This is a genomic window from Edaphobacter sp. 4G125, from assembly GCF_014274685.1.
Classification (GTDB): domain Bacteria; phylum Acidobacteriota; class Terriglobia; order Terriglobales; family Acidobacteriaceae; genus Edaphobacter.
On the sequence record NZ_CP060393.1, the window covers coordinates 1,351,972 to 1,369,804 of the forward strand.

A 17,833-nucleotide genomic window follows, 5' to 3' on the forward strand; every position below is an offset into this window, starting at 1 on the left:
GAGAGCCTTGGCCACAAAATCCTGACGGGTTTGGTGGCTTGGCCGCGTTCGTTCGTTATCCTTAGAAAGATATGTCTTCGAATCGTGTCTTCCCTCGCGCTGTCTTTTCCGCGTTTATTTTCTTCTTTGCCGCTACGGTTGACGTTCATGCGCAGCGTCTTCCTGGCGGTGTGCACCCGGAGCACTACTCGCTTACGTTGACGCCTGATTTGAATGCAGCAACGTTTACAGGCGAAGAGACGATTGATGTCGTTCTCGATGCTCCAAGCAAAACGATTACTCTGAATGCAATTGAGATTAAGTTCCTTTCCGTGAAGGCAGGATCGCAAACCGCAGAGGTCTCCGAAGACAAAGAAAAGGAGCAGGCGACCTTCACTTTTCCTGAAGCTCTCCCCGCGGGTAAAACGACACTCCGAATCAGCTATACCGGAATTCTGAATGATAAGCTGCGTGGCTTTTATCTCTCGAAGACGAGGGCGCGCAACTATGCCGTGACGCAGTTCGAGCCGACCGATGCGCGGCGCGCTTATCCCAGCTTTGATGAACCTGCATTGAAGGCGACATACGATGTCTCACTCATCGTCGACGTTGCCGATACGGCAATCTCGAATACGCAGATTGTCTCCGATACGCCGGGGCCCATTGCAGGCAAGCACACGCTGAAGTTTGCGACGACTCCGAAGATGTCCACTTATCTTGTGGCCTTTCTCGTAGGTGACTTCAAGTGCACCAGCGGTAAAGCTGATGGAGTACCGATTCGCGCCTGCTCAACACCTGACAAGGTTGCGATGACGAAGTTCGCCGTTGAGAGCGCAGAGTACATTCTCTCGTACTACAACAAGTATTTCGGGATTAAGTACCCCATGCCGAAGCTCGACATGGTGGCGCTGCCGGACTTCGAAGCTGGAGCGATGGAGAACTTCGGTTGCATTACCTATCGTGAGACCGATCTCCTGGTGGATGCGAAGTCCAGCTCGATTCCTGCAAAGAAGCGTGTTGCCGTCGTCGTCGCTCACGAGATGGCACACCAGTGGTTTGGCGATATGGTGACGATGCAGTGGTGGGACAACCTGTGGCTGAATGAAGGCTTTGCTTCCTGGATGGAAACCAAACCCATAGCCAAATGGAAGCCCGAGTGGAACTTCCAGCAGGATGATGCGCAGGAACTGGATGCAACGTTGAACCTCGATTCGCAGAAGACGACTCGCACGATCCGCGCCAAAGCCGAGACCCCGGACGAGATCAACGAGATGTTTGATGGCATCGCCTATGGCAAGGCAGGCGCTGTTCTGGGGATGGTGGAGAACTACTTGGGCGAAGAAACCTTCCGCCAAGGCGTGCACAACTATCTGGCGGCACATCTATACGCAAATGCGACGGCTGAGGACTTCTGGAATGCGCAGACTGCGAATTCGCATCAGCCGGTCGACAAGATCATGCAGAGTTTTGTGACGCAGCCAGGCGTGCCTCTGCTGACTCTGTCGCAACAGAATGCCGGAGAAGCGCCACTGACGCAGAGCCGTTTTTTTCTTTCAGGAGCAGCCGATTCATCGCAAAGCTGGACGCTTCCAGTCTGCGTGAAGAGCGATGGCAAACCCGTATGTCAGCTCATCACGCCTTCCGATAACGCTCTGAAAATCCCAGCCGGGGCGGACTTCTTCTATGCGAATGGAGCGGGTAAGGGATACTACCGCACGGCTTATACTCCGTCCCAGCTCGAGGCGATTACTGCAAAGGCTGAAACTGCTCTGACCCCGCCGGAGCGCATTGGGCTACTTGGAGATCGTTGGGCATTAGTTCGCTCGGGTCAGGGAACCGTTGGCGATTATCTGAACCTCGTGCTGGCGCTCAAGACAGATCCGAATGGCCTGGTTATGGAGACTGCGCTCGACAAGGTGAGGTATATCGATACTCGCATCGCGACGGATCAGGATCGTCCACAATTTGCCGCGGTTTTGCGGCGTGAATTCTCTCCGGTTTATACCGCTCTGGGCCAACCGCAGCGCGGGGAATCCTACGATCGTCAGCAGCTTCGCGCCGAGCTGATGGGAATTCTAGGAGCTGCGAAAGATCCTGCCGTGCTTGCCCAGGCAAAGATGCTGGCGAATCAGGCTTACGCTGGTGGGAAGAAAGAGCGCGGGCTCGATCCAATCCTGACCGACGAAGCGATTGCGGTTACAGCAAAGAATGGTGATGCCGCTCTTTATGAAAAAGTGATGGCAGCAAGCAAGGATCCGAGCGATCCCGGGCTTCAGTCCGACGCGTTGCGTACTTTGGCTATGTTTCCCGAACCCACGCTGGTGAATCGAACGATGGATTATGCAGTCTCCGGGCAGGTCCGCAATCAGGACAGTTGGATCCCGATGGTCATTCTGCTCTCAGGGCGCGATACCCGCGAGCAGACCTGGTCGTACATCCAACAGAATTGGGACAAGGTCCATGCCCAGTTCACGACAAACTCCGGTTCTCGGGTCGTCGGCGCTGCCGGAAGTTTCTGCTCTGTCGAAAAGCGGGCTGAGGTCGCCAACTTCTTTGCAACGCATAAGGTCGATGCCGCAGAACGCACCCTGGCGAAGGCGCTCGACAGTATCAACGATTGCGTTCATCTTCGCGAGCAGCAGGAGCCAACTCTTCGTGAATGGCTGGCAGGCAAGGCAAAGTAGTGACGACCTCGTCTGAGGTTGTGACACCTCCGCGATCTTTATTTCGTCAGTGGGCTCCAGTCGCGTCAATGACGCTGCTGGGCCTGCTGAGTTATGTGGATCGCAGCGTGCTCGCAATTTTGAGCCCGACGATTCTCTCGGCGCTGCATCTTTCAGCAACGCAGTACGGTTATGCGATTCTCGTCTTCAGTCTGTGTTACATGCTTGCGAATCCTATCTGGGGCTTCTGGATGGATCGCGCCGGCTTATGGATGACCACGCTGTTTGCAGTTGCCTTGTGGTCCGTAGCATCGGGAAGCCACGGCCTCATGGTAGGCTTCGTCAGCCTGTGTGTCGCGCGTGGTGTGCTCGGCTTTGGCGAAGGCGCGACTTTTCCTGCCGGGCTCAAGACCGTGAGTGAGACGCTGCCACCAGAGCAACGATCCTTCGGGCTTGGTATCGCTTACAGCGGAAGCTCTCTCGGTGCCGCGCTTACGCCATTGTTGATCACTCCGATTGCGATTCGTTGGGGCTGGCGCGCCGCCTTTGGTGTCACGGCGGTGCTCGGCCTGCTATGGATTGCGTTGTGGCTGCTGCTGCGAATCTCCGGCTGGTATGCAGCACCGGCGAGATCCACTATTCTCGCCTCAACGACGACGGGCAAATCGCGTTGGAGCAAGAATCTCTTTGCTGCTGCGGTTGTCTATGGTCTTGGAGCTGCTCCTCTGGCCTTCGGACTCTATGCAGCACCGCTTTATCTGACGCGTGTACTGCATCTGAGCCAGGCCTCTCTCGGTCATCTGTTGTGGCTGCCTCCAGCAGGATGGGAGGCAGGCTATCTTATCTTTGGCCGTCTCGCAGATCTCCGAAACCGGAACAACCAACGGGCGAGTCGTCCTGCCGGCATCTTTTGGCTACTATCGGCAGCAGGGTTCCTCATCCTGCTTGCTCCTGTTGCCGCAAACAGCTCAGTTCCCGTTGCGGCGACGATGCTTCTGTTCTTTCTACAAATGTTCGTCGCCGGAGGATTCGTGGTCTTCGCGCTCTCTGACGGCATGGCGGTGTTGCCGAAGGAGCATTCAGCTTTTCTCGCCGGTTTCAGCATTTCGGCCTGGGCCCTTACGACCGGGCTCCTGATGCCAGTTCTGGGCCACCTCTTCGACCATCAGCGCTACAACCTGACGTTCTGGCTGGTGGCGAGCCTGCCGCCGATTGGAACACTCTTGTGGCGAGTGCTGGCATCTCCTTCCGAAAGACAATTCTGACGTCGCGCTTTCTTCAGGAGTCCCCTCCCCCTGTTTTCGTGCAAAGTATTCGAATCATGTATGTTAAGTCCGGACTTCGCTGCGCACGTTTCGTGCCAGACTGATATGCGACAAAAGCAAAAGCCCCGGGTATCCAGGGCTTTGAGGTTTCCTCTATTTCTATTTTAGAAGATTCGATGAAGTAATTCTGCAATGAAGAAATCGTTTTGTTTGTATGAATTAGATCGTTTTGGGACTTGACAGGCCCGATGAGTCTCTGAAAAAGCGGAGATGCAGGAATCCCGTTCCTCAGAGGCTAAAGCCTCTTTTATTCTGCTTACTTACGGCATTATTCGGCTGCTTTCGGGACAGGCTTTGAGCGAAAAAGGGATCGGCTGATCGGCGGACTTGCCGATCAGCCGACTCGCGGTTATGGCTTTACCCGAACCATCACGACACCGTGGCTTGGAACCTCGGCGGAAAACGACCCCCTTACTGCCTTCTCTTCCTTTTTCGTCCACAGGTCACGAACTGAGGCTGTGAGCGAATCCGGATAGCCGATATCGGTCCACGAGGCCGTGATCTTTGTCGGCGTCTTGCCTCGGTTGACGAGAGCAACTGCACGGCCACCATCTGCCAGCTGCTTCGACCAGATGTCAAAGTCAGCTGTTTTTTTCACACGCCGGGCCTGCTGGCCGAGCGGGTCCTGATCGATGGCGATCACATCCTTGTTGAGAAGAATCTCCTTCGTGTCGCTGGACATGTTGGCGATATCATTTCCGGCCAGCATGGGAGCCGACCACATCGCCCACATGCTGAAGTGGGTCTTGTACTCGTCTGTGGTCATGCCGCCATTGCCGACCTCGAGCATGTCAGGATCGTTCCAGTGTCCCGGGCCAGAGTAGCTCTCGATCCCATCCATCAGATCGAAGATCTGAGTCAGACCGCCGCCGCCCCAATTGCGTTTGCAGTCCCAGCAGTCCTGAATATCCGGTGTCGCGCGCCAAAGATTCCCGATTGCTCCGGCCCAGAGCCAGGGTTTAGTCGAGCCCCATTCGCAGATGCTGAAGACGATGGGTCTTCCCGCAGCCTTCAGCGCCTCGCGCATCAATGTGTATGAAGACTCACTGTTCTGTCCGGGCAGGGTATTACACCAGTCTTCTTTCAGATAGTCGACACCCCAGGCGGCATATTGACGTGCGTCCTGGTACTCATGGCCGATGCTTCCAGGCCGCTTGGCGCAGGTCATCGTGCCTGCGTCCGTGTAGATTCCAAATTTCAGACCTTTGGAGTGGATGTAGTCGGCCAGTGCCTTGATGCCTGAAGGAAACTTCTCCGCATCGACGACAATGTTGCCCTGGGCATCGCGGCCAGTTTGCCAGCAGTCGTCGATAACGACGTACTCGTAACCCGCATCCTTCATGCCGTTCGATGCCATCTGATCGGCTGTTTCGCGCACGACCTTTTCGTTAATGCCTTTGCAGCCAAACTTATTCCAGCTGTTCCATCCCATGGGGGGCGTGCGGGCCAGTCCATTGTCGAGCGCTTTGCTCATCACTGGAGTCAGCATCAGAAAAACCGCGACCCAGATACAGGTCCGCTTACGGCCTATATTCATGTTTCCTCCTGCTTTCGCTTTCGTTGTGAGTTGTAACTTTATTGTTTTGCGAAGAGAATTCTACCTCTCTTGAATGAACCTTTCATGCCCGATTGAAACGACGCATCGCCCGGTGAACCTGCGAATCCAATAAGAACCAGGAAGGGAGAGGGTTGCTATGGGGCGCAGGTTTGCTCAGATCGCCTTTACGCCGCACGTCAAAGAGGAGCAGGTGCGGCAGGGAAGTTATCTCCAGTATCAGCGGGCAGAACAGAATGGCCGTGCTGACCATCTTCTGACAGAACATGAGAGCGAATTCATTCAATCGCGGGACTCTTTCTATCTTGCGACAGTATCGGAGACTGGATGGCCCTACGTTCAGCATCGAGGCGGACGGCCCGGCTTTCTTCATGTTCTTGATGAACACACGCTGGGGTTTGCGGACTACCGCGGTAATCGCCAGTACGTCAGTCTTGGAAACATCAAGCACGAAGATCGAGTCGCGCTGTTTCTCATGGATTACCCATCCAGAAGCCGCCTTAAAATTTTAGGGCACGCTGTCGTACACGAAGGAGAGGCCGCTCGCAGCTATATTGATGTGCTGAGCAGTCCGCAGGACAGGAATCTGATTGAACGGGTGATCCTGATCCAAATTGAAGCCTTCGATTGGAACTGCCAGCAACACATCACGCCACGTTATACCGAAGAACAGATCCTGAACCTGATGGACCCGGTACGTCAAAGACTCGCTGCACTGGAAACGGAGAATAAACGGCTGCGGCAGAAGGTTGAGATGCTATCGCAGGCCTCCATTCCGCAAGTGACATAACGGCACTGACTACATGATGCGAAAGCGTTCCCGCATCAGGCGCTGAAAGCGCGGCTTCCAGATTAGATCGTAGGCCAGCTCCTTGCCCGGAAACATTGCCAGCGCAGCCTTTCTGGAATCGGCAATCATCTGCGAAGCCTCGTCGATGGTCAGAGTGCTGTCTTGCGCGATGGTTTGCATCACCATGTTCATCATGAATTGCAGACGCCGTAACCGCTTGTGTTCGGCGGCGCGTTCGTCTGCATCCGGCACAACGAGATTCTTCTCAGGGTCTTTCAGGTCCTGCTTCTGTTCCATGTGATCCTGCCTCCGCTGCTCTCACACTACTCCTTATGGGATGCTTTGAGCGGCGACGAGGTTCGATCAATAGATAGGGATGCGAAAGACGATTCCCGCGGCGAGTTTGAGATCATGCTGAACGTTACTGGCCCCGTTCGGGAACTGTGTTCGCACATAGCTGGCCTCGATGGCGCGAACGGCGATGTGGCGTTTCCAGTCCACATCGAGTCCTCCGCCAGCCTGCATTGCAAAGGCATTGGCCGAGCTGGAAGCTCCGTTTATAGCTGGGAAGGTGGCATCGAAGCCATGCGCCGTACCCAGCAGTGCCTCGCCATAGAACCGCATCCTGCGTAGCGGAACTGTGTAGCGTGGTCCGGCGACAAAGCTGATTTTGCTGAAGCCTCCTTTATCCGTGCCAAGGTTGCCATTGTGTTCTCCGGTGACATTGAAGGCTGCGCCGAGATTTTTGTAGAGAGGGAAGGCGAGTTCGCCGCTTGCGCCCTGTAGCCAGGCGGAATCGCCGCCAGTGGTCTTAATACGCTCCGCCGAGTACATCACGCTCGCATCCAGAATCGGCAGTGGCCCCTTCGCTGGTGCTTTTTGTGCCAGGGCCGTCGTCGCAATCATCAGTGCTCCAGGCAGGAGCATCCTCTTCATTCCTTGCATGGGTCGGTTTTCCTTCCTGTTACTGGAGGTTGAGGGTGTAGTTCATCGTGCGCTGAACGCTGCCGCTGGTTACGGTCACGGTGACGGCGTAGTCCTTTGGGTTCTGCGCAAAGATGCCGGTATCGGAGCCGCAGCCACTGACTCCGGCGGCGCTGATGGCCAGCAGGACGATCAGCACTCCTGCGCGCCCAATGCGGCGGCGGACGTTGCGTACTCCGAGGAACGGAAACAGCAGTAACGCCAACGCGAGTTTGCTCGAAGAGCGAGGTAGCTTTGCTGTTGCGGAGAGCTTGGCTGTCTGAATCGTCATCTGCACCTGGCCACCTGCGGAACCGGTGGGGAAGCCCGATGGGTTGAAGGTGGCTGTTGCTCCGGCAGGTAACCCCGATGCGATGAAGGTGACGGGAGCCGAGAAGGTCCCTGAGGCCGGAGTCACGCCGAAGCTGAAGGTGGCGGCGTTGCCGGGAATTACGCTCTGGCTTCCGCCACCTCCGTTCAGTGAGAAGTCCGGAGAAGCGATGGTGATCGTTGGAGTCGTGATTGTTGTCGCAGGGGCAAAGTTGGTGTCGCCACTGTAAACCGCAGTGATGTTGTGTGCGCCGACCGCGAGTGCAGTGGTGCTGAGCGTTGCCTGACCTGCGCTTAATGTGACTGTGCCCAACAACGTGGTTCCGTCCAGGAAGTTGACGCTTCCAGTGGGTACTCCGCTCGTAGTCGAAGCAACCGTCGTGACGAGCGTCACCGGTTGACCGGCAAAGATAGTGCCCACGTTTGTGGAGAGAATGATGGTTGCCCCTGCCTTGCTGATGGTCAGGATTCCGTTGCCATAAGTGACGTTGTAATTGGAAAGGTTCGGACCCGTCACCGTGGGGACAATGGGATAGGTTCCGGTTGACGAAGTTGTTGTTGCAGTTGTTGTCGCGACGGGAGTGAAGACATCCCCGAGGATGGTTCCGGTCACGGTGGCAGTCAGTGTGGGATTCGCTGCGCCGTAGACCCGCGTTGCATTGCTGGCTGTCACGGTGAGGGGGACAGGATTCACTGTAATGCTTTGCGTTATCTGTGGCGCGGCGTTGTAGTTTGTATCGCCAGGCTGGTCTGCCGCCACCACGATGGTGCCTGCACCTGTGATGGTCAGGGTACTTCCACTGAGAGTGGCCGGGCCGGAGACAACACTGAAACTTACGGTCAGCCCTGAGCTTGTTGTAGCCGAAAGTGTGATCGGAGCATCCCCGTAGGCTGCGGTGGAGGGAGCCGTGAAGCTGATCGTTTGTGTGCCTTGGGTCGCAGTGCCACTGAGCGAGATGCTCTGAGTGGCATAGCCAGGAGCAGCGGCGTTGAGCGCGTTATCCCACAAGGTGACCGCGCCGGTGAAATTACCCGCGGAATGAGGCGCAAACTGCGCCGCCAGCGTGCAGGAGCTGCCCGCAGTCAATGTCCCGGGAGCCGAAGTGCTATACACCAGCGGGCAGGTGGTGTTGCTGCTGGTGTCTATCGCAAATCCCGAAGCTACGCCTGGATTGCTGCCTGTCGATGGAGTCGGGAAGGTCAGGTCCTGATTTCCGAGGTTTGAGACCGTGATGCTCTGCGAACTGCTGGTCGCGTCAACTCCGGTCTGCGGAAAGTTCAGCCTTGCGGTGCTGACATCTACCTTGCGGATGCGGTCGTTTCCAAAATCCGCGATATAGAGATTGCCTGCGCCGTCTACAAAGATGCTATTGGGGTTGTTCAGTTGAGCACTGGTAGCCGGACCATTATCTCCACCATAGCCTGAAGAGCCATTGCCGGCGATGGTGGTGATGATTCCGGTTGCGTCCACTTTGCGAATGCGGTTGTTTCCGGCTTCCGCGATATAAAGATTGCTCGCGTTGTCTATGGAGACACCGACTGAAGTGCGAAGTTGAGCGCTGGTGGCCGGGCCATTATCTCCGCTATAGCCTAAAGTGCCATTACCAGCGACGGTGGTAATGATACCGGTTGCTGCATCTACTTTACGGATACGGCTATTTCCGTAATCCGAAATATAAAGATTGCCCGCGCCGTCTACTGCAACTGCATTGGGATAGTTAAGTTGAGCACTGGTAGCCGGACCATTGTCTCCACTGTAGCCTGAAGAGCTATTGCCGGCGACGGTGGTGATGATGCCGGTTGCTGCATCCACTTTGCGGATACGGCGGTTTAAGGACTCCGCGATATAGAGGTTACCGGAACCATCTGCCACAACATCATTTGGGATGGCCAGATTGTCGGCAGCGGTGGTGATGATTCCGGTTGTTGCATCCACTTTGCGGATACGGCTGTTTCCGACATCTGCAATATAAAAGTTGCCCGCGCCGTCCACGGAAACTCTGATTGGATTGTTGAGTTGAGCAGCGATCGCTGGGCCATGATCTCCGCTATAGCCTGCAGAACCATTTCCGGCGACGGTGGTGATGATTCCGGTCGTTGCATCGACTTTGCGGATAAGGTTGTTCCCATAATCCGCGATATAGAGGTTGCCGGAACCGTCCGCGGAAACACTGCCTGGAAGGCTGAGTTGGGCGCTAGTCGCTGGATTGTTATCTCCGCTATAGCCTCTTGTGCCATTTCCAGCTATTGTGGTGATCGTGCCCGGAGTAAACCCGACCTGGGGTCCCGTACCGGAACCATAAAGATTCGTCGTTGCGAGGGCGTTTCCGGAGCTGTCCTGGATGATGATCGCTCCCAACCGTTGGCCCGGATATCTGGGGGTAAAGGTGACATCGACCGTACACATCGTTGTGGTGTTGTAGGTCTGCACCTTGCACAGAGTCGTGCTGCTATCGTTGGGGGTCGGGTTGAAATCCAGGCCGGTCGCTCCCTGAGTAACGACCTTGACCGCTCCAATAGTGGTGCCGCTGGTTACCTGATAGTTGACTGTTATCTGCTGGCTGCATGGGGCGGGAGCCGTTGCTCCAGCGAGACAGACATTCGCCGTCCCCATGTTTTGAGCTCCAGACTTCCATGCCCAGGTATCGTTGACAGCGCTGCTACTGGAAAAACCTCCGAAGAGGATGACCTGGCTATGCGCCGCATCGTACGCCATCGAAAGGGCGGTTCGGCCCGAAGGGGCGTTTGTCTGAGATTGCTGTGTCCAATTGGTCCCGTCCCATGCCCAGGTAGCGTTATTGCCGGTGAATCCCCCGAAGAGGACAGTCTGGTTGTGCGCAGCATCGTACGCCATCGCAATATAGTAAGTGCCGCCTGTTGGTGAATTGGCTGGTGTCTGTTGTGTCCAGTTCGTTCCATCCCACGTCCAGGTATCGGAAGGGCGATTGCTGGAAACAGTTCCGCCAAAGAGGACGACCTGGCTATGCGCTACGTCGTACGCCATCGTAGCTGCATATCTTGCAGAGGGCGAGTTGACCGGTGTTTGTTGCGTCCAGTTGGATCCATTCCAGGTCCATGTGTTGTTCGTTTCAGCATAAGAGGTGTCCCGACCGCCAAACAGAACGACCTGGCTGTGCGCCGCATCGTAGGCCATCGAGGCATAGGCCACAGGTGCGGGGGAAGTGGCTGGAGCCTGTTGCGTCCAGTTGGTTCCGTCCCAGGTCCAGGTGTCCGCCAGAAGGTTGTTGCCGTTATTATTTGCAGAACCGCCAAAGAGAACGACCTGGCTATGCGCTGCGTCATACGCCATCGTTGCCCCCATTCTTGCAGGTGGCGAGTTCGTTGGAGACTTCTGGGTCCAGTTGGTCCCATCCCACACCCAGGTATCGCCCAGAACGGAGTTGTCCGTTCCTCCAAAAAGGACGACCTGGTTGTGCGCTGCATCGTAAGCCACTGCAGCTGAACCTCGTGGTGACGGCGCATTGACTGGATTCAACTGAACCCACATCGGAAGCTGTGTAACCTGCGCCTGTGCGCTTCTGGTGGTTGTGCCTACCAACAGGAAAAGAGCCAATCCTGTCCAGAGAGAAAGACGAGGTGCCGTCTGAAGTTTGCGTAAAAGATTGTTCTTACGAATGCATGCGAAGAAAACCTCAACAGAGAACCACAAAGCAGAAAAACGCATGAGAAACCTCAATCCATCCTGGAAAGATGAAGCCAGCCAAATCAGAAGGTGACGATGTAGTAGATCTTTAGCGACGACAGAAGAACCCGCAGAAACCATCCGGAGCGGTTCTTCGGATGGCCAAAGCAACAATCCTGCAATCTTTTGCAGGTTAAATGATTTCTTTAGCTTGTCAAGTAGGAATGGATTTTGCAAATCAGAGGAACGATTAGACTTAGGGCATCCTGCTACAGCGTGGCGGAGTTTAGAGGGTAATCATCACTACTGCCGCAACCGCTACCACCATTCCGAATCCCTGTCGTCGTGTCGGACGTTCATGCAGCATCCAGGCCGCCAGCAGGATTGTCGATGCAGGATAGAGCGAGGCCAGCACTGCGGCGACATCCAGCCTTCCGGCTCGGGTGGAGGCGATAAAGAGCAGGTTGCCGCAGGTGTCCAGAAGCGCGGTCGAAAAGGCCCAGAGCACTGCCCGGCGGGGTAACCATCTATCCGCGCTATACCGGTTACCCGTGATCGCCATCAGAATCAGGAAGAGCGAGCATGTCGTCAGGCTCCCGATCCTGGCTGTTGCCATGGGCCAAATGATTCCAGCGGTTCCGGCAAATTTCAGCAGGGTAAAGTAAACACCGAAACCTGCACCTGAGAGGATCGCAAGCCAGGTCGTCTTTACGGGAACCGGTTTGGCCTCGGGATTTTCCCCCGCGGCGATCATCCAGATGGCAACTCCGGCTACCACGAAGCCGGCGATTCGCCTCCCCCCGGGCCAGCCTTCTTGAGCGCTCGAGATCGCTGCGGGGATGGCTGCTGCCAGCAGGCCGCTGACCGCAGCCGGAACGCCCATCGCTCCCTGGGCCAGCGCAATGTAAAAGCCGGTGAGTGAGAGTCCGCCCATGACACCGGCCAGGAGCCCGCAGTAGAGCGGTATGCCATGAGGAAGTGGATCTCCGCGCAGAGAAGCGAGGGTGATCAGTACGCAGAAGCTGACCGCATGGCTGGTGAGGACGACGCGCAGTGTTCCCGGGACGGAGCCACCGGCGCACTTCGTCCCCATGCCTCCAGAGAAGTCACCGCCGCCCCAAAGGACGGCGGCGGATAGTGCCAGAAGTGCGTTTGCTTGAAAGACCACCAGTCTATTTATCTGGAGTGACGGTATTGACCGGGCGGGAGTCACTCGCCGAGGGATAGTAACCCTTCTTGGCGATGACCGTCAGATCCGGCCGCAGGATGCGTACATCGATCGTGCGGTACTTGCCATCGATAAACGGCTGATGGGTGTAGTAGCCGATCAAGTACTGTGTCCGAACCTCTTCGAAGATCTTCTGGAAGCTCTGCTCGATGCCACGCTGACGGAACTCTGCATCCAGATTGCCTCCAGTTTCAGAGGTATAGATGGGTAATACGTTGTCGCGCATGGTGTATGGCAGGTGGATCTTGTCGAGGAATCCAAGGACGGGGAGCGAGGAATCGCCAACGAGGGTGCCGAATACGGAGATCTGGTGTCTCAGAAGATAGCTAACGACCTCCTTCGTCTTGACCTTCGATCCATACTCCTTACCGTCGCTGATCACGTAGATCACGCGCCGACGGCCTCTCTCGCGCGTGGTCAGCGACTTGGCCGCCTCGAAGATGGCGTCGTTCAGGGTATGGACTTCCTTCGGAACCTTCAACTCGATGGCCTGGCTGTTGCGGATAGGCGCGGTATTTGGGTCAAATTGACGTCCATTGATTACCGTGGTCTGTGCCAGCGGTCCGCCCATGTTCATGTAGACTTCGCGACCCGTGCTCTTGGAGTTGTTGAGTGCATACTCCAGACGGGCGCTGTTTGCGGCGGTAAAGTCTGTCCTCTTCTGAGGTCCGTTGTTGTAAGTGTAGACCGCGACCTCGTCGTAGGGGGCGAAAGCTCCCTGGAGTGCTGCCAGAGAGTTATTGACCTTGGCCATGTTGTCCGGTGTCAGGCTCTGATCGATCACGATAGCGACCGAGAGTGGTGCAGGATCCACGGAGAAGTTGGTAATCCGCTGCGGTTGGCCGTTCTCATAGACCCGGACTTCGCGCCAGGTAATGCCCGCAACCTCTTGTTGTTTCTTATCTTTGACGGTGAAGGGAACTTCGACAAAGTTCGTCCGCACAACCAGTTTAAAGGCGTTAGCTCCCATATCTGGCGGTGGACCTTCGTCCGGCTGTTGCTGCTGAACGGCAGGAGCCGCGGGTTGGGCGGGTGCTTGCTGATCGGCTGGAGGATGATCGCCGTTAGAGGTTGGGGTCGTTCCCATGCCCGGCCTGACGGTATCAAGAGTGGGCAGGCCAACCTGCGGTCGTGGCGCATCCGGAATCTGTTGCGCTGCCGAGGCCTCCTCGGTCGCTTTTTGTGTCTGCTGTCCCAGCGCCATAAATGCCAGAACTCCCGCCAGTACGCTTTGTCTTACCAATCAACCCCCCTGCAAGCTTCCACCGGCAATCTGCTCCGAATGTTAGCAACTACCAGAGTACCAGCGCCGGGGTGCTGAAGCTATCCCGGCGTTACCCTATCTTTAGACTTCTCCCACCTATTGGATGTTGTGCTTTGTTATATCGTTACACCGCCAACGCCAAGAGGGTCCTCTGGATGATTTTTTCGCTGACTTAGAGGCCGTTTCGCTCGTCTATCCCCATATGCGCCCTTTTCGGAGTGTCCTGGCTGTCTTGTGTCTCTTATCTTTTGGCCCTATTGTTCTGTCCGCCCAGGAAGCTCCGTCGCCCGGAGGACCTCCACCTGCCAGCAATGCTGCTCCAGAGCAGCCGGTGGACATTGGCGATACCCAGACACTGAAGGTAAACGTCAACCTGGTGAACGTCTACTTTTCGGTCCGGGATAAGAACGGCTACATCACAAACCTGCACAAGGACGACTGCCAGATCTTCGAAGACAAGGCCCTGCAGAAGACCAAGAACTTTACCCAGGAGAAAAACCTGCCGTTGACGATTGGAATTCTGCTGGACACCAGCGGCAGCCAGCAGAACGTTCTGCCTCTGGAGCAAGATGCGGGAGCAGAGTTTCTGAAGGACGTGTTGACTCCCAAGGATGAGGCATTTCTGATTTCGTTCGACATTAATGTGGATCTGCTGGCCGACTATACGAACTCACCGAGTGAACTGCGACGAGCGATGCAGAAAGCCTCGATCAACACAGGCGCGGGGACAGGCTCGGTCACGGGCAACAGCACGCCTCGGGGAACACTGCTTTACGATGCCGTCTACCTGGCGGCGCACGATAAGCTGCGCCAGGAGGCAGGACGAAAGATCCTCGTCATCCTGACCGATGGGCAGGACCAGGGATCGCAGGAGAACATCAGAACCGCCGTAGAAGCTGCACAGAAGTCCAACGCGATTGTTTACGTCATCCTGATTGCGGATCGTGGCTTCTATGGCGGATTTGGCTACTATGGCGCGGGTGATATGGACAAGCTGGCGAAGGAGACCGGCGGCCGCGTGATCAATGTAGGGAACAACGGCAAGAAGCTACAGGACGCCTTCAACCAGATTCAGGACGAGCTGCGAACGCAATATCTTGCCAGCTATACGCCGACAAACCTGAAGGCTGATGGCACCTTCCGCGCCCTGAATATCGATTGCGGCAAGGATACGAAGGTGCAGGCGAGGAAGGGATACTACGCTATCGCGGACTCAAACAGCGAGTAAGAAAGTTGCAGGTTGTCGCGGGTATCGATAAAGGGTGCCTGTTTGTTTTCGGCAGATACAGGGATTCTTTGCCGCCGTTTTGCCTGGCTCAGAATGACGATGACAATCCGCAGATCCTTCGGCTTCATTTGGGCGCGCGAAAGCATACCCGAATGAAGCTCAAGACGACATCTTTAAGAGGTAAGCGAGATTTCCCCATACCGCCTAGTTATAGGTTGTCAGTTGAACTACTTCTTTTCCACACAAATGACAAACTGCAACCCTGTAACTGACCACTTCCTAGGCATCCATCGCTCCGCTATAGACGGCCATTCCTGCGACGGCATCGACGCCCATCTGGTCGAGCGCATCGACTTCGGCGCGTTCCTTGATGCCGCCCGCGACGATGAGTTGTTTGGCTGTGGTGGCGCGCAGGATTGCGGCAACATCGATAGGGAATCCAGTCATGGTGCCTTCGGTATCGACGTGCGTGTAGAGGAAGGCTGCACAGTAGTCCTCAAGCCAGGTGACGGCCTCTTCGGGCGTGAGTGCGACGTTTTCTTTCCAGCCGCGCACGGCGACCTGACCGCCTTTGGTGTCAACGGAGAAGACAAGCTGCTCTTCACCGAGGGCATCGCGCAGTTTTTGAGCGAAGTCGAGATTGATGAGCGGATGACGCTTGCGGTCGGCCTCGTTGTCGCCGCCAAAGAGTGAAGAGCCATAGATGAGGCGCCTGGCGCCAAGATCGAGCACGCGCCTGCCGTCTTCAGCAGTGCGCAGACCGCCGCCAACCTGGCAAGGCAACTTCGAGGTGAAACGCGAGATCAGATCTGCGTTTGAACCTTGGCGCATGGCAGCGTCGAGATCGATGAGCTGCACGAGCGGGTATTTCGAGAAGCGTTCGATCCAATAGTCGAAGTCGTCGAAGGCGAGCTTGAGTTTTTCGCCCTGGACGAGCTGGACGATGCGACCTCCCATAAGGTCGATGGATGGAATTAACAAGGGTCCTTCTCCTGTGTATACGTGATCGGTCGGGAAACAATGACTTCAGGGGCTGAAGCCCCTTTTGCTGCGTTTTTGTTCGGCACGGCTAAAGCCGTGCCCTTAACAGGGCAGACGCACAGAGACTCCTGTGCGCTGAAGTTCTGCTTTAAGTTCACGTGAATCTGTTATGCCGAAGTGAAAGATGCTGGCGGCGAGTGCAGCGTCTGCTTTGCCGCGGCTAAAGACGTCCGCGAAGTGTGCTGCGGAACCCGCACCGCCAGAGGCGATGACGGGGATTTGCACGGATTGGGAGACAAGCGCGGTCAGCTCGCAGTCGAAGCCCGACCGCATGCCGTCGGTGTTCATGCTGGTCAAAAGGATCTCGCCTGCGCCGCGCTGTTCGGCCTCGCGTGCCCATTCGATCACCTTGCGGCCCGTGGGCTTGCGGCCACCGGCGACGAAGACCTCGGCATCGCCTACGGGGTCGGCAGAATTTTCGGCGCGTCGTGCGTCGATGGCGACGATGACGGCCTGCGCGCCGAAGCTGGCGCCGATCTCGCTGATCAGCTCGGGCCGCGCGATGGCGGAGGAGTTGATGCTGACCTTGTCGGCTCCTGCGTCGAAGACGGCTGCGGCATCTTCGGCAGAGCGGATGCCTCCGCCGACGGTGAAGGGAACGAAGAGCGTTGCGGCAGTGCGCTTCACGGTGTCGAGCAACGTGCCGCGGCCCTCATGTGTTGCGGTGATATCAAGCAGCACGATCTCGTCGGCTCCTGCAGCAGCGTGGCGGTGCGCGAGTTCGGCGGGGTCGCCCGCGTCGATGATGTCAACGAACTGGATGCCCTTGACGACGCGTCCGTCACGGACGTCTAAACACGCGATAATTCTCTTCGTTAGCAAGGGATGTTCCTTCCGCACTTTGCGTCAAGGCAGGCGATGATGCGTTTGGTCAGCATGGTTGAATCCTTACGGGTGTGGAGGCGCTTACGACGCGCTCGGCTCCTTCGGCGACGATACGTGCGATGGGCTCATCGGGCGAGAGGGTATCACCGGTCGATGCGAACCACTCGGCGACGAGGCCTTGCAGTGGCGCGCGCAGATGAAACTCGTTTTTGCCGTCCATCAGTACGGCGATATTCTGGCCGGTTCCGACGAGCGTTCCTTGAGGTATAAGTTGCTGCGTGAGTTTGTACGCAGGCTGAGGCGACTCTTCGGCGAGTTCGAGTTCGTAAACAAAGGGCATTCGCTAAAGCTCCACGAAGTTCTTGAGTATCTGGAGACCAACGGCGCTGGACTTCTCGGGGTGAAACTGCACGCCCATCACGTTGTCGCGCTCGACGACAGCGGTAAAGTTGCCGCCGTAGCTGGTGGTAGCGGCGGTATCGGCGCTCACTGGCGCGCGCCAAGAGTGCGTGTAGTAGACGAAGCCGCCATTCTGGACTCCACGCAGCAGGCGTGAGTCCTCGCGGATGTTCTCGAGCGAATTCCAGCCTACGTGAGGAGATTTGAGTTCTGCTCCATTGAAAGCGGCGGGGAAACGCTCGCATTTTGCGGCAAAGTGCCCGAGGCCTGCGGTGTCAGGTGCTTCGGTTGAACCTTCGTACAGCCACTGCAAGCCCACGCAGATGCCGAGGAAGGGAGTGCCCTTCGCTACTACCTCGCGTACTGCGCCGGTAAGCGAAAGGTCCTCAAGCAACTGCGTCGCCTGAAAGTGTCCCACGCCGGGAAGGACGATCTTCGTCGCGTTACGCACGTCGTCCGGCGACTGCGTGACGTGCGTCTCCGCGCCGAGGTAATTCAGCGCTTTGAGTACGCTGGTGAGATTGCCCGCTTTGTAGTCGATGACTTGAATCATAGGCACTCCGCGCCAGGGAGCAGAGGACGGGGAATAGGGAACAGTCG

14 protein-coding genes are annotated in these 17,833 nt (G+C 56.6%); 4 read left to right on the top strand and 10 right to left on the bottom strand.

The features are described from left to right. Positions 1-71 precede the first annotated feature (71 nt). On the top strand, positions 72-2,663 hold the full coding sequence (locus tag H7846_RS05575) for a M1 family metallopeptidase (protein ID WP_186695512.1): 2,592 nt from the start codon (positions 72-74) through the stop codon (positions 2,661-2,663). After that, positions 2,639-3,907, top strand: a complete 1,269-nt coding sequence (locus H7846_RS05580) for an MFS transporter (protein ID WP_186695513.1) — start codon at positions 2,639-2,641, stop codon at positions 3,905-3,907. Before H7846_RS05575 ends, H7846_RS05580 begins: the two co-directional genes overlap by 25 nt. Before the next feature lie 409 nt (positions 3,908-4,316). Here the strand turns inward: H7846_RS05580 and H7846_RS05585 are convergent, their stop codons facing one another. After that, positions 4,317-5,504: a glycoside hydrolase family 27 protein gene (locus H7846_RS05585; protein ID WP_186695514.1), complete on the bottom strand. Its 1,188-nt coding sequence runs from the start codon at positions 5,502-5,504 to the stop codon at positions 4,317-4,319. Between the two features lie 157 nt (positions 5,505-5,661). Between H7846_RS05585 and H7846_RS05590 the strand changes: the two genes are divergently transcribed. Next, complete coding sequence (locus H7846_RS05590; RefSeq protein WP_186695515.1) at positions 5,662-6,312, top strand: pyridoxamine 5'-phosphate oxidase family protein; 651 nt, start codon at positions 5,662-5,664, stop codon at positions 6,310-6,312. Positions 6,313-6,321: 9 nt separating this feature from the next. On the opposite strand, the gene H7846_RS05595 is transcribed toward H7846_RS05590, so the two are convergent. From H7846_RS05595 to H7846_RS05615, 5 genes are all read right to left on the bottom strand, one after another. After that, positions 6,322-6,609 carry a hypothetical protein gene (locus H7846_RS05595; protein WP_186695516.1) on the bottom strand — a complete coding sequence of 96 codons (288 nt, stop codon included), beginning with the start codon at positions 6,607-6,609 and terminating at the stop codon, positions 6,322-6,324. Positions 6,610-6,675: 66 nt separating this feature from the next. Further along, positions 6,676-7,257 (bottom strand): hypothetical protein, encoded by a 582-nt coding sequence (locus H7846_RS05600; RefSeq protein ID WP_186695517.1) that lies wholly within the window; start codon positions 7,255-7,257, stop codon positions 6,676-6,678. A gap of 19 nt (positions 7,258-7,276) precedes the next feature. Then, positions 7,277-11,290, bottom strand: a complete 4,014-nt coding sequence (locus tag H7846_RS05605) for an NHL domain-containing protein (RefSeq protein WP_186695518.1) — start codon at positions 11,288-11,290, stop codon at positions 7,277-7,279. 244 nt (positions 11,291-11,534) lie between these two features. Continuing rightward, positions 11,535-12,416, bottom strand: coding sequence for an EamA family transporter (locus H7846_RS05610; protein ID WP_255460864.1), 882 nt, complete (start codon positions 12,414-12,416; stop codon positions 11,535-11,537). A gap of 4 nt (positions 12,417-12,420) precedes the next feature. Next, entirely contained in the window at positions 12,421-13,719 is a 1,299-nt protein-coding gene (locus H7846_RS05615; RefSeq protein ID WP_255460865.1) for a VWA domain-containing protein, read from the bottom strand. A gap of 223 nt (positions 13,720-13,942) precedes the next feature. On the opposite strand from H7846_RS05615, the gene H7846_RS05620 reads away from it, so the two are divergent. Beyond that, entirely contained in the window at positions 13,943-14,968 is a 1,026-nt protein-coding gene (locus H7846_RS05620) for a VWA domain-containing protein (protein ID WP_186695519.1), read from the top strand. A gap of 279 nt (positions 14,969-15,247) precedes the next feature. Here H7846_RS05620 and H7846_RS05625 read toward each other — a convergent pair whose 3' ends face one another. The 4 genes from H7846_RS05625 to hisH all read right to left on the bottom strand — a co-directional run bounded on the left by H7846_RS05625 (position 15,248) and on the right by hisH (position 17,786). Then, a complete protein-coding gene (locus tag H7846_RS05625) occupies positions 15,248-15,949 on the bottom strand; it encodes a 1-(5-phosphoribosyl)-5-[(5-phosphoribosylamino)methylideneamino]imidazole-4-carboxamide isomerase (protein ID WP_186695520.1) in 702 nt (233 codons plus the stop codon). A 102-nt stretch (positions 15,950-16,051) separates the two neighbouring features. Then, a complete protein-coding gene (hisF, locus tag H7846_RS05630) occupies positions 16,052-16,831 on the bottom strand; it encodes an imidazole glycerol phosphate synthase subunit HisF (protein ID WP_186695521.1) in 780 nt (259 codons plus the stop codon). Between the two features lie 49 nt (positions 16,832-16,880). Further along, positions 16,881-17,174 carry a biotin/lipoyl-containing protein gene (locus H7846_RS05635; RefSeq protein ID WP_186695522.1) on the bottom strand — a complete coding sequence of 98 codons (294 nt, stop codon included), beginning with the start codon at positions 17,172-17,174 and terminating at the stop codon, positions 16,881-16,883. A gap of 3 nt (positions 17,175-17,177) precedes the next feature. Continuing rightward, positions 17,178-17,786, bottom strand: coding sequence for an imidazole glycerol phosphate synthase subunit HisH (hisH, locus tag H7846_RS05640; protein ID WP_186695523.1), 609 nt, complete (start codon positions 17,784-17,786; stop codon positions 17,178-17,180). Positions 17,787-17,833: the final 47 nt, after the last annotated feature.